At 63.5% G+C, this 12456-nt stretch carries 10 protein-coding genes and 1 pseudogene; 10 read left to right on the plus strand and 1 reads right to left on the minus strand.

Annotated features, from left to right (window positions below):
* Positions 1-316: 316 nt before the first annotated feature.
* The 9 genes and pseudogenes from EJ077_RS11685 (at position 317) to EJ077_RS11725 (ending at position 11045) form a co-directional block, all read left to right on the plus strand.
* A complete protein-coding gene (locus EJ077_RS11685) occupies positions 317-2068 on the plus strand; it encodes an acetolactate synthase 3 large subunit (RefSeq protein ID WP_208702975.1) in 1752 nt (583 codons plus the stop codon).
* A 56-nt stretch (positions 2069-2124) separates the two neighbouring features.
* A complete protein-coding gene (ilvN, locus tag EJ077_RS11690; RefSeq protein ID WP_027051201.1) occupies positions 2125-2697 on the plus strand; it encodes an acetolactate synthase small subunit in 573 nt (190 codons plus the stop codon).
* A gap of 119 nt (positions 2698-2816) precedes the next feature.
* Positions 2817-3414 (plus strand): annotated as a pseudogene (locus tag EJ077_RS11695) (LysE family translocator).
* Positions 3415-3656: 242 nt separating this feature from the next.
* On the plus strand, positions 3657-4910 hold the full coding sequence (locus tag EJ077_RS11700; protein WP_208702106.1) for an efflux RND transporter periplasmic adaptor subunit: 1254 nt from the start codon (positions 3657-3659) through the stop codon (positions 4908-4910).
* The gene (locus EJ077_RS11705) at positions 4907-8068 is read left to right on the plus strand and encodes an efflux RND transporter permease subunit (protein WP_208702108.1); all 3162 of its coding nucleotides are present in this window, start codon (positions 4907-4909) and stop codon (positions 8066-8068) included. The genes EJ077_RS11700 and EJ077_RS11705 overlap by 4 nt, the downstream gene beginning before the upstream one ends.
* Positions 8069-8146: 78 nt before the next feature.
* Entirely contained in the window at positions 8147-8767 is a 621-nt protein-coding gene (nthA, locus tag EJ077_RS11710) for a nitrile hydratase subunit alpha (RefSeq protein WP_208702110.1), read from the plus strand.
* Positions 8764-9423, plus strand: coding sequence for a nitrile hydratase subunit beta (gene nthB / locus EJ077_RS11715; RefSeq protein ID WP_208702112.1), 660 nt, complete (start codon positions 8764-8766; stop codon positions 9421-9423). The genes nthA and nthB overlap by 4 nt, the downstream gene beginning before the upstream one ends.
* Positions 9410-9775, plus strand: coding sequence for a nitrile hydratase accessory protein (locus EJ077_RS11720; protein ID WP_208702114.1), 366 nt, complete (start codon positions 9410-9412; stop codon positions 9773-9775). Before nthB ends, EJ077_RS11720 begins: the two co-directional genes overlap by 14 nt.
* A gap of 142 nt (positions 9776-9917) precedes the next feature.
* A complete protein-coding gene (locus EJ077_RS11725; protein WP_127871618.1) occupies positions 9918-11045 on the plus strand; it encodes an ATP-dependent DNA helicase in 1128 nt (375 codons plus the stop codon).
* A 30-nt stretch (positions 11046-11075) separates the two neighbouring features.
* Here the strand turns inward: EJ077_RS11725 and EJ077_RS11730 are convergent, their stop codons facing one another.
* Positions 11076-11504 (minus strand): STAS/SEC14 domain-containing protein, encoded by a 429-nt coding sequence (locus tag EJ077_RS11730; RefSeq protein ID WP_208702116.1) that lies wholly within the window; start codon positions 11502-11504, stop codon positions 11076-11078.
* Between the two features lie 161 nt (positions 11505-11665).
* Between EJ077_RS11730 and EJ077_RS11735 the strand changes: the two genes are divergently transcribed.
* Positions 11666-12406 (plus strand): pyridoxine 5'-phosphate synthase, encoded by a 741-nt coding sequence (locus EJ077_RS11735; protein WP_208702118.1) that lies wholly within the window; start codon positions 11666-11668, stop codon positions 12404-12406.
* Positions 12407-12456 lie beyond the last annotated feature (50 nt).

Genomic DNA, 12456 nt, shown 5'->3' on the forward strand with positions numbered 1-12456 from the left:
GTAGTGGAGCCGATCTCACGGCTGAGTGAATTCGTGCCGTACCCCATTGACGACCCCGCGAGTTCGCCTTTATGGTCCGCCACCATGAAAACGGCACTCATTCTCGTAGGAAGGCGCGTGGGCAAGGCGGTGTAACCGCCGGGCGAAAACCTCCCATGCGCACCACACAGGCTCCCTCGGGGGCCTTTTTTATTGCCTGAAACACGACTAAACGACCGATAACACCCAAATGGCAACGCCCAAGCGGCGACAGTACGGGACCAGACCGATGAGCAACGGACAGAGTGAGCGGCGCGAAATGCCAAGCAGCAGGGAAATGACGGGCGCCGAAATGGTGGTGCAGGCGCTGAAGGACAATGGCGTCAAGCATGTCTTCGGCTATCCGGGCGGCGCGGTTCTCCCGATCTACGACGAGATCTTCCAGCAGGACGAGGTCGAACATATTCTCGTGCGCCACGAGCAGGGCGCCGGCCACGCGGCCGAGGGCTATGCGCGGTCGACCGGCAAGGCCGGCGTCATGCTGGTGACATCGGGCCCCGGCGCCACCAATGCGGTGACGCCGTTGCAGGACGCGCTGATGGACTCGATCCCGCTGGTCTGTCTAACGGGGCAGGTGCCGACCTCGCTCATCGGTTCAGACGCGTTCCAGGAATGCGATACTGTCGGCATCACGCGGCCCTGCACCAAACACAACTGGCTTGTGAAGGACGTCAACGATCTCGCCGCGACCATCCACGAGGCCTTCCATGTCGCCACGACCGGCCGTCCCGGTCCGGTCGTGGTCGACATCCCGAAGGACGTGCAGTTCGCCAAGGGCTTTTATGTCCCGCCGCAGATCGCACCGCGCACCAGCTACCAGCCGAAGGTCCAGGGCGACTTGGAGAAGATCAAGGCCGCGGTCGAACTGATGGCGAGCGCCAAGAAGCCGATCATCTATTCGGGCGGCGGCGTCATCAATTCCGGTCCGGAAGCGAGCCACCTGCTGCGCGAACTGGTCGACCTCACCGGCTTCCCGATTACCTCGACGCTGATGGGGCTCGGCGCATATCCGGCCTCGGGCAAGAACTGGTTGGGCATGCTCGGCATGCACGGCACCTATGAAGCCAACATGGCGATGCATGATTGCGACGTGATGATCTGCATCGGCGCGCGCTTCGACGACCGGATCACCGGCCGGCTGACCGCGTTTTCGCCGAATTCGAAGAAGATCCACATCGACATCGATCCATCCTCGATCAACAAGAACGTCCACACCGACGTGCCGATCATTGGTGATGTCGGCCGGGTGCTGGAGGATCTGGTGCGACTGTGGCGAGCGAGCGCCAAGGCCGACAAGAAGGCGCTCTATCCCTGGTGGGAGCAGATCGCCAAGTGGCGGGCGCGCGATTCACTCGCCTATAAGATGAACAACGACGTGATCATGCCGCAATACGCCATCCAGCGGCTTTACGCGCTGACCAAGGACATGGACACCTACATCACCACCGAGGTCGGCCAGCACCAGATGTGGGCGGCGCAGCACTATCATTTCGACAAGCCGAACCGCTGGATGACATCGGGTGGCCTGGGCACGATGGGCTACGGCCTGCCGGCCGCGCTCGGCGTGCAGATCGCGCATCCGAACGCGCTGGTGGTCGATATCGCCGGCGACGCCTCGGTGCAGATGACGATGCAGGAGATGAGTGCGGCGGTGCAGTATGACGCGCCGATCAAGATCTTCATCCTCAACAACCAGTATATGGGCATGGTGCGGCAGTGGCAGCAGCTGCTGCACGGCAACCGGCTGTCGCATTCCTACACCGAGGCGATGCCGGACTTCGTCAAGCTGGCCGAGGCCTATGGTGGCCATGGCATTCGTTGCGACAAACCGGACGAGTTGGACGACGCCATCAAGGAGATGATCTCGGTCAGGAAGCCGGTGCTGTTCGACTGCCGCGTGGCGACGCTCGCCAACTGCTTCCCGATGATCCCTTCGGGCAAGGCGCATAACGAGATGCTGTTGCCCGACGAGGCGACGGATGAAGCGGTGGCCAACGCTATCGACGCCAAGGGCAGGGAACTGGTCTAGAAAAGCCGTTCACGAACAGAGAATTAGCGCAAAAGTCTTAAATCGAGATTCATGTCATGAACGCACAGCTACAACCCACCGGCTCGGCCTATTTCATCGCCAAGGAAACGGAAAAGCCGGAAACGCACACGCTATCGGTGCTGGTCGACAATGAGCCGGGCGTGCTCGCCCGGGTCATCGGCCTGTTTTCGGGCCGCGGCTACAACATCGAAAGCTTGACCGTCTCCGAGACCGAGCATGAGAAGCATCTGTCGCGCATCACCATCGTGACGCGCGGCACGCCGCACGTGATGGAGCAGATCAAGCATCAGCTCGAGCGCATCGTGCCGGTGCACCGCGTGGTCGATCTGACCGTGCGCTCGCACGAGCTCGGCCAGGAGCGGCCGCTGGAGCGGGAACTGGCGCTGGTCAAGGTTGCCGGCACCGGGGAGGCCCGGGTCGAGGCGCTGAGACTCGCCGACGCTTTCCGCGCCAGCGTCATCGACGCCAATACCGAGCATTTCATCTTCGAGATCACCGGCAAGGGCTCCAAGCTGGACCAGTTCATCGCCATCATGAAGCCGCTCGGCCTGGTCGAAATCTGCCGCACAGGCGTGGCGGCGATGAACCGCGGCCCGCAGGGCATGTAGGCCGACTTAACTCAGCCGAATCTTCCACGAATGTAGGACCGGCGTGACCAACGGCCGGCACTGGCCTTTGTGCAGCCGTCGGAAAGAGACAAGAGTACTGACGTATCTGGGAGGATATCATGTCCCTCGACGCATTCCTCGCCCTGCTTGTCTACGCCTTCGTGACCTCGATCACGCCGGGGCCAAACAACCTCATGCTGCTGGCTTCGGGCGTCAATTTCGGCATCGCCAGGACAGTGCCGCACATGCTTGGCATCAGCATCGGCTTTCTCGTCCTGTTGCTCGCCGTCGGCTTCGGCCTGGGCGCGGTGCTGACCGCGTTTCCGGCATTGCACACCGGGCTGAAGATCGCCGGTGCCGTCTATCTACTCTACTTGGCCTGGAAGATCGCCATGTCGCGCTCGCTCAGCGGCAAGGGTGAGACGAATACGCGGCCGATGCGCTTCGTCGATGCAGCGGCTTTCCAATGGGGTCAACCCCAAGGCTTGGGTGATGGCCATCACCGCGATGGCCGTCTACACCAATCCGGAGCGGCCGTTCCTGTCCGTCATTCTGATTGGCGTGGTCTTCACCGTGGTCAATTTTCCCAGCGTCTCGGTGTGGGCGGGGTTCGGCACGGCACTGCGCGGTTTCCTGTCCGACCCGATGCGGCTGAAATGGTTCAACATCGCCATGGGCGTGCTGCTGGCGGCGACGCTTTGGCCGATGCTACGCTAGGCTACGGCCCGCTCCGCCCTTTCGGAGGCTATTTTCGGGGCCAATCGGGCCTTCGGCCCTAAACGATAGCCGGCTGCACAGCTATTGTGCAGTGCACATTAAATCTTCGTAATGCCGTGTTTTGGCCCTTTTCCGACAAACGCGCGTCCTATCTATTCGGCGAAATCGCGGCGGTGAGCCGTGAATTGCGCTAGAATACGACCACCTGACTATGGCGTGTCGGACGGAGAGGTCTTTTGTCGATGCGTGGGAAAGTCATTCTTTCATTGCTGGCGGTCGTCTGTGCGGGTGCGGCTTGGCTCTATGTTTCGCCGGACGCGCTGAACAAGGCTCAGCAGATGGTCGGCGCCAGGCAGGTCGCCGCGACGGACAAGGCGACGACCGGCAAGCCGGCGGACGGCAAGCAGGGCAATGGCGGCGCCCGTTCGGCCTCTATCGTGTCGGCGACGGCAACGACAGCTGACTTTCCGATCCGCCGCTATGCCATCGGCTTCGTTTCCTCTCCGGCCGTGGTCAACATCAACGCCCGCGTCTCCAGCCAGATCGTGTCGATCGACGTCAGGGACGGACAGATGGTGAAGACCGGCGACGTGCTGTTTTCACTGGACGACCGCGCCCTGAAAGCGCAGCTCGCCAAGGACCAGGCCACGCTTGCCAAGGACCAGGCGCTGCTTGCCAGCTCGAATTCCGATCTTCAGCGCGCCAAGGATCTTGTCGCCAAGCAGGCCGGGACGCAGCAGACCTACGACCAGGCCGTTGCCGCGCAGAAGGCGGCGGCAGCGACTGTCGATGCCGACAAGGCGACGATCGACGCCGACAATGTCCAGCTTGGCTTTGCCACCATTGCCGCGCCAATCTCGGGCAGGTTGGGTGCGGTCAACGTCGCCGTCGGCGACCTCGTGACCGTCAGCAATGGCAACAGCAGCACCGCGACGCCGCTGGTGACCATCACCCAGATGGATCCGCTGCAGGTCAACTTCAATCTTCCGGAAAGCAACCTTGCGCTGCTGCACCAGGCGCTGGCCAATCCGCAGCAAGGGGCCGTGACCCTGATCAAGGACGGCGACCCGGCGCCGATCGGCAAGGGCACGCTCGATTTCGTCGATTCCAGCGTCGACACCGCGTCGGGCACGATCGCCACGCGGGCAAGCATTCCCAATGCCGATCTTTCCTTGTGGCCGGGCCAATATGTGAATGTCGTGCTCGACGCCGGCATCATGCCGCGGATGACCTCGGTTCCGACCGTCGCGGTTCAGCCCAGCCAGAAGGGGCCGTTCGTCTATGTCGTCAAGCCGGACAACACCGTCCAGATGCGGCCGGTGCAGGTGGCTCTGACCGAAGGCGAAAACAGCGCCATCAGCCAGGGGCTGAAAAGCGGCGAGAAGGTTGTCACCGAAGGCCAGACACGGCTGAAGGACGGCGCCGCGGTGCATGAAGGCAAGGAGGCCGCGCCCAAGGTGGCCCAGGCGACCAATGCCGGCGGGGCGGCCCAATGATCTCCGAATTCTGCATTCGCAGGCCCGTCGCCACCCTTCTGATGTCGTTCGCCCTCGTGCTGGGCGGGCTGTTCGCCTACAAGTTCCTGCCGGTCGCCGCATTGCCGAGCGCCGAATTTCCGGTGGTAAACGTCTCGGCATCGCTGCCCGGCGCCTCGCCGGAGACCATGGCGACATCGGTGGCGACGCCGCTGATCAAGCAGTTCGCGACCATCGCCGGCATCGATTCCATCTCGACCACGAACTCGCTCGGCCAGACATCGATCGCCATCCAGTTCGTGCTCAACCGCAACATCGACGCGGCCGCGGCCGACGTGCAGGCGGCGATCGCGCGCACGCAGAAATCGCTGCCGCCGCAGATGACGTCGCCGCCGAGCTATCGCAAGGTCAATCCGGCCGACGCGCCGATCCTGCTGATGTCGCTGGTCAGCGATACGGTTCCGCTGACCGACCTCGACGCCTTCGCCGAAAACGTCATCTCGCCATCGCTGTCGACCATCGACGGCGTGGCCCAGGTCTCGATCTTCGGCCAGCAGAAATACGCGGTGCGCATTCAGATCGATCCGACCGCGCTTGCCGCGCGGGGCATCTCGATCGATCAGCTGCAGGCGGCTGTGGCTTCGGCCAACAGCAACACGCCGCTCGGCGTGCTGCAGAACAACAAGCAGCAGCTGACCATTACCGCCAACACGCAGCTTACCGACGCGGCCGGTTTCTCCAACCTCATCATCGCCACCAAGAACGGCCACCCGGTGCGGCTGGGCGAGGTGACCCGCGTCGTCGATTCGGTGCAGACGACCACGACCGCAAGCTGGTACGACGGTACCCGCGCCATCATCATGGCCGTGCAGCGACAGCCCGACGCCAACACGGTCGACGTCGTCGACCGGGTCAAGGCGATGCTGCCGTCCTTCCAGGACCAGATGCCGGCGGCCGCCCAGATCAAGCTGCTCAACGACCGCTCGACCTCGATCCGCCAGGCCGTCGACGACGTCCAGTTCACGCTGCTGTTGACCATCGTGCTGGTGGTCATGGTGATCTTCGTGTTCCTGCGCCGCGTCACGGCCACCATCATCCCGGCCGTGGCGGTGCCGATCTCGCTGATCGCCACGCTCGGCGCGATGTTCCTGTTCGGCTTTTCCATCGACAACATCTCGCTGATGGGGCTGACGCTCGCCGTCGGCCTCGTCGTCGACGATGCCATCGTGATGTTGGAAAACATCTTCCGCCACATGGAGGAGGGCGGGCTGTCGGCCTTCGACGCGTCGCTGAAGGGCGCGCGCGAGATCGGCTTCACCATCATTTCGATCTCGATCTCGCTGGTTGCGGTATTCATCCCGGTGCTTCTGATGGGCGGCGTGATCGGGCGCATCTTCAACGAATTCGCCGTCGTGGTGACCGTCGCCATCCTGGCCTCCATGTTCGTGTCCCTGACATTGACGCCGATGCTGTGCTCGCGGCTGCTGTCGGTCACCAAGGCCGACCGTGAGGCGCACGGCGCCGGCCACAAGCGCGATTTCATCACGCGCGGCTATGACCGGATCCTGAGCTTCTGCCTGCGGCACACCTTCCTGGTGTTCCTCGTCTTCATCGGCACTGCGGCCGCCTCGGTGTGGCTGATCGAGGTCTCGCCTAAGGGCTTCTTCCCGCAGGAAGATATCGGCCAGATTTCGGTGACCACCATCGCGCGCCAGGACATTTCGTTCGACTCCATGGCCAAGCTGCAAGGGCAGGTGGCCAGCGTGTTCTCGAAGTCGCCCTATGTCGACCACGTCGCGTGGTCGGCGGGCAGCGGCAACAATGCGCTCAACCAGGGCCAGCTCTTCGTCCAGCTCAAGGGCAAGGACCAGCGTCCCGATATCGAGAAGGTGCTTGCGGATCTGCGTAAGCAACTGGCCGGCGTGGCGGGCATCGAAACCTACATGCAGCCGGTGCAGAATCTGAGGCTGGGTTCGCGCTCGTCGGCCAGCGCCTACCAGCTGGTGGTCCAGGGGCTCGATACCGGCCTGACCGATATCTGGGCTCAGAAGATGAATGATGCCATGGCGGCCGACCACGCCAACTTCGCCGATGTCACCAGCGACCTGCAGAACAATGCGCTGCAGGCGGCGCTGGTGGTGGACCGCGACAAGGCCGCCCAACTCGGCATCGATACCGACACGCTGCGCTCGGCGCTTTATGGCGGGTTCGGCACCGACCAGGTTTCGACGATTTTCGGTTCGGCCGACAGCTACGAAGTCATCACCGAACTCGATCCCAAGATCGAATGGTCGCCAGAGCGGATGCTCGCCATCCAGATGCGGACGGCGAGCGGAAGCCTGGTTCCGCTCGGCGCTTTCGCCCGTGTCGACCGCAAGGCCGGTGCCCTGACGGTCAACCAGCTCGGCCAGCTGCCCGCCGTCACCGTCTCCTACAATTTGCCGCAGGGCGTGTCGCTCGGCGACAGCGTGAAACGCATCGATCAGCTCAAAGAGCAGATCGGCATGCCGGCGGCGATCTCGACCACCTTCGCCGGCACGGCCAAGACCTTCCAGGATTCCCTCGCCAACCAGGGCCTGCTGGTCGGCGGCGCCATCCTGACCATCTATATCGTGCTCGGCATTCTGTATGAGAGCTTCATCCACCCGCTCACCATCTTGACCGGCCTGCCGTCGGCTGTGCTCGGGGCGGTCGTTGCCTTGCGCTTCGCCGGCATGGATCTGTCCGTCATCGCGGTGATCGGCATCCTGATGCTGATCGGCATCGTCAAGAAGAACGGCATCATGATGGTCGATGTCGCGCTCGAACTGCGACGAGAAGGCATGTCGGCCACGGACTCCATCCACAAGGCCTGCCTGATGCGGTTCAGGCCGATCATGATGACGACGCTGGCAGCACTGATGGGCACGTTCCCGATCGCGCTCGGCACCGGCGCCAGCGCGGAACTGCGCCAGCCGCTGGGCGTCGCCGTCGTCGGCGGCCTGCTTGCTTCGCAGGCGCTGACCTTGTTCGTGACACCGGTGATCTATGTCTACATGGAGAATTTCTCGGGCTGGCTGGCCGGGCTCATGCCGAAGCGCAAAGCCGAGCTGCATGTGGTCGAGGATGGCGATCAGCCTTCGCTGTTCGGCACCAATGACGACATCCTTGGCGAGCCGCAGAAAACGGCCGCCGAGTAGCAGACGGACAAAGCTCCGGTCCCGTTGGCCCAAGCCATGAAGCTTGCGGCGGGCGGGTCGGAACCGTAATTTGCCATCATGTCCCACGATCATGACCACGACAACGAACTCGATCCGTTTGCCGCGCGGGTTCGGGCGCTCGAAACTATCCTGACCCGCAAGGGGCTGATCGATCCAGCCGCGATCGACGTCATCGTCGATACCTACGAGACCAAGATCGGTCCACGCAACGGCGCCAGGGTGGTGGCGAAGGCCTGGAACGATTCCGCCTATGCCGAGTGGCTGAAGCGCGATGCGACGGCAGCGATCGAGTCGCTCAGCTATACCGGCCGGCAGGGCGAACACATGCAGGCGGTGTTCAACACCGGGGACACCCACAACCTCGTCGTCTGCACGCTGTGCTCCTGTTACCCGTGGTCGGTGCTTGGCTTGCCGCCGGTCTGGTACAAGGCGCCGCCCTATCGGTCGCGCGCGGTGATCGATCCGCGCGGCGTGCTCGAGGAATTCGGGCTCTCCCTGCCGGCCGAGACGAAGATACGCGTCTGGGATTCAACGGCGGAACTGCGCTATCTCGTGGTGCCGATGCGGCCGGAAGGCACCGAAGGCTGGAGCGAGGAGCGGCTGGCCGAGCTGGTAAGCCGCGATGCCATGATCGGCACCGCGCTGGCCCACGGGCCGGATAAGGGGATGCCCGCATGAATGGCCCCCAGGATCTTGGCGGACAGATGGGGTTCGGCCCGGTCGCGCCGGAGAAGGACGAGCCTTATTTCCATGCCGACTGGGAGCGCCGGGCGCTTGGCGTGACGCTGTGCGCCGGCGCCATGGGCGCCTGGAACATCGACGAGAGCCGGCATGCGCGGGAATCGCTGCATCCGGCCGACTACTACGGCTCCAGCTACTACCAGATCTGGATCAAGGCGCTGGAGACCTTGCTCAAGCGGCACGGCTTCGTCAGCGAGCGCGACCTCAGGGCAGCCGACGCGGTCGATCCGGCGGCGACGCCCAAAAGAGTGCTGAAGGCGGAAAATGTCCCGGCCGTGCTGGCCAAGGGCGGCCCGTGCGACCGGCCGGTCGAGACCGCGCCGCGCTTCAAGGCTGGTGATTCGGTGCGGACCAGAAACTTCAACCCGACCGGCCATACCAGACTGCCGCGCTATGCGCGCGACAAGCAGGGCACGATCGAGGCGGTGCGCGACGGCTTCGTCTTTCCCGACAGCAACGCTCACGGGCAAGGCGAGAACCCGCAATGGGTCTACACCGTGGTCTTCGACGGGAGCGAGATCTGGGGCGAGGGCGCCGACCCGACATTGACCGTCTCGATCGACGCCTGGGAGAGCTATCTTGAGCCGGCCTGAAGCGAAGGGGGCCGCCACCAGTTTGCCCGCTGGCCTCGACGCACCGGTGTTTGCCGAGCCCTGGCAGGCGGAAGCCTTCGCCATGACGGTGGCGCTGCACGACAAGGGCCTGTTTTCGTGGAGCGAATGGGCGGATGCCCTGTCGGCCGAGGTGAAGAAGCCAGATGCCGCGGCGGACGGCCATGACTATTACGAGCATTGGCTGGCGGCGCTGGAAAGTCTGCTCGCCTCCAAGGGGCTGGCCGCCAAGCCTGATGTCGACGCGATGGCGCAGGCTTGGGAGCGCGCCGCGCATGCCACGCCACATGGCAAGCCGATCCTGCTGGAGAACGATCCGCGCGCTGCCAACTGAGGTGCACGGTCACCCTTTTCGTTCCCTTTACGTTCTTGGCTGCGGCTGATAGCCTGAACCGCAGGGGGAGTTCGCCATCGGCTGTGTCGTTGATGATGGCGGCTGTCTTGTCTTTGCCTCGCGAATCCGGTCACACGATCTGATGGAATTTTCACCCCAACAAGACGAGGCGCTGCAGGCGGTCGCCCGCTGGCTCCAGGCGGGCCAGCCGCAGCTGTTCCGGCTGTTCGGCTATGCCGGCACAGGCAAGACGACGCTGGCGCGCTATTTCGCCGAACATGTCGACGGGCAGGTGCAGTTCGCCGCCTTCACCGGCAAGGCGGCGCAAGTGCTGCGTTCCAAGGGCGCGGTCAACGCGCGCACCATCCATTCGCTGATCTACCGGCCCAAGGGCGAGGAATCGGTGGCCGACGAGGTGACCGGCAAGACCTCGATGTCGCCGACCTTTTCGCTCAACCGGCAGAGCCCGATCTCGCGCGCGAAACTGGTGGTCATCGACGAATGCTCTATGGTCGACGAGCAGCTTGGCCGCGACCTGATGAGTTTCGGCACGCCGATCCTGGTGCTGGGCGATCCCGGCCAGTTGCCGCCGATCTCGGGGGGCGGCTTCTTCACCGATCATGAGCCGGACTTTTTGCTGACCGAAATCCACCGGCAGGCGCGCGACAATCCGATCCTGCGGCTGGCGCTCGATGTGCGTGAGGGCCGCGAATTCATGCGCGGCGACTATGGCACCGCGCAGGTGATCGGCAAGGAAGACGTCAACCAGGAACTGGTGCTGAAAGCGGACCAGGTGCTGGTCGGCACCAACCGCACGCGGCGGCGCTACAACCAGCGCCTGCGCGAGCTCAAGGGCTTCAATGCCGATTATCCACAAGCGGGCGACAAACTGGTCTGCCTGCGCAACGATCCCGCCAAGGGGTTGCTCAACGGTTCGCTGTGGAAGGTGATGACCTCGTCGCGCGAGACGGTGAAGCCCGGCATCAACCTTCTGGTGTCGCCCGAAGAGGACGATCCGGATCGTGGCGTCGCCAAGATCAAGCTGCTCAAGGCGGCGTTCGAGGATCCCGATGCCGATATCCCCTGGCAGCAGAAGAAGCGCTTCGACGATTTCGACTATGGCTATGCGCTGACGGTGCACAAGGCGCAGGGTTCGCAGTGGAACGAGATCGTGCTGTTCGACGAGAGCTGGGCTTTCAAGGAAACGCGCCAGCGCTGGCTTTATACAGCCATAACCCGGGCCGCCGAACGGCTGACCATCGTCAGATAGAAGGGGTCGGCGGCAGCCGGGAGAACCGTTTCATTCCCTTTCTGGAGCGGCCGTGGCCTCTTCGCCCGTCGGCCGCGCCCGGAGCCACTCCCAGGCAGCGGCTTCGTCCTCGATCTTGAAATGCCTGAATTCGACAGGCGACGAAGCGGGTAAGGCCTGTCGTGCGTTCGGCGTCCAGTCAGGCGCGCCGATGGCCGCGCAACGGCCAATATGTTCCAATGCGTGGACGGCACCCTTCTTGATGGTCTCATCGGAGATATCGCCCCAGTCGACGCCCTCGTGATCGACTATGCGCACGGCCACGTCGATTCTCGGATGGAGCGCATAGGCCGCCTCCAGCAGGCCGAACAGGTTCTCGGCATCGGCTGCCGAGACATGGCCGACCACATCGATGGCAAGGAGGTCGTCGCGGCTGGTGTCGATGCGGCGGATCGCCGGCACGGATTGGAGGAAATTCAAGGCGGTGCCTCCCTTTCACGGAATATGTTGGTCTTCTGGAACACCGGAAAGGCCCTATCTGTTCCCGTCAAAGACGCTATAGATGCGCTGTTTCAAATGCGCCGTGCCGCAACGAATGAGCGTGGCGCGCCTCGATCGACTGTTTCACGGACGCCAAGCCCATGCCCGCCAAGCTTTCCGTCAACCTCAACGCCATCGCCATGCTGCGCAACCGGCGCGACCTGCCATGGCCCGATGTGATCGGTATCGGCCGCCTTGCCCTTGCCGCCGGAGCGCATGGGCTGACGGTGCATCCGCGCCCCGACGAACGTCACACAAGGCATTCCGACCTGCCCCTGATCAGGGCGCTGATCGACGATGAGTTCCCGCAGGCGGAATTCAATATCGAGGGCTACCCAAGCGAGGATTTCCTGGCGCTGGTGGAGAAGAATCAGCCCGAACAGGTGACGCTGGTGCCCGACGATCCGGCACAGGCAACCTCTGATCACGGCTGGAACTTCATCGCCGATGCGGGGTTCCTGACGCCTGTTGTCAGGCGTCTGAAGAAGGGCGGTTTCAGGGTCTCGCTGTTTTCCGACGCGGATCCCACCGGCATAGGGGCCGCTCGCGATACGGGCGCCGATCGTATTGAACTCTATACCGGCCCTTATGGCAGCTACCATTCCGATTCCGGTAAGGCGGCCAAAGAATTGGAAAGATTGGGGAAAACCGCTGACGCGGCATTCGCCGCCGGCCTTCAGGTCAACGCCGGACACGATCTGACGGTGGCCAATCTGCCCGCGCTGGCAAGGCGTGTTCCGGCATTGGCCGAAGTGTCGATCGGACATGGGTTGACAGCGGACGCGTTGGAGTATGGCATGGCCGGCACGGTGGGTCGGTTTCTCAGAGCCTGCGGCTGGTAGGGGGTAGGGCTTCGCTTTGCAGGTATGGCAGCCATAGCGTGCAATTGACA

This window comes from Mesorhizobium sp. M8A.F.Ca.ET.057.01.1.1, assembly GCF_003952565.1.
Lineage (GTDB): Bacteria > Pseudomonadota > Alphaproteobacteria > Rhizobiales > Rhizobiaceae > Mesorhizobium.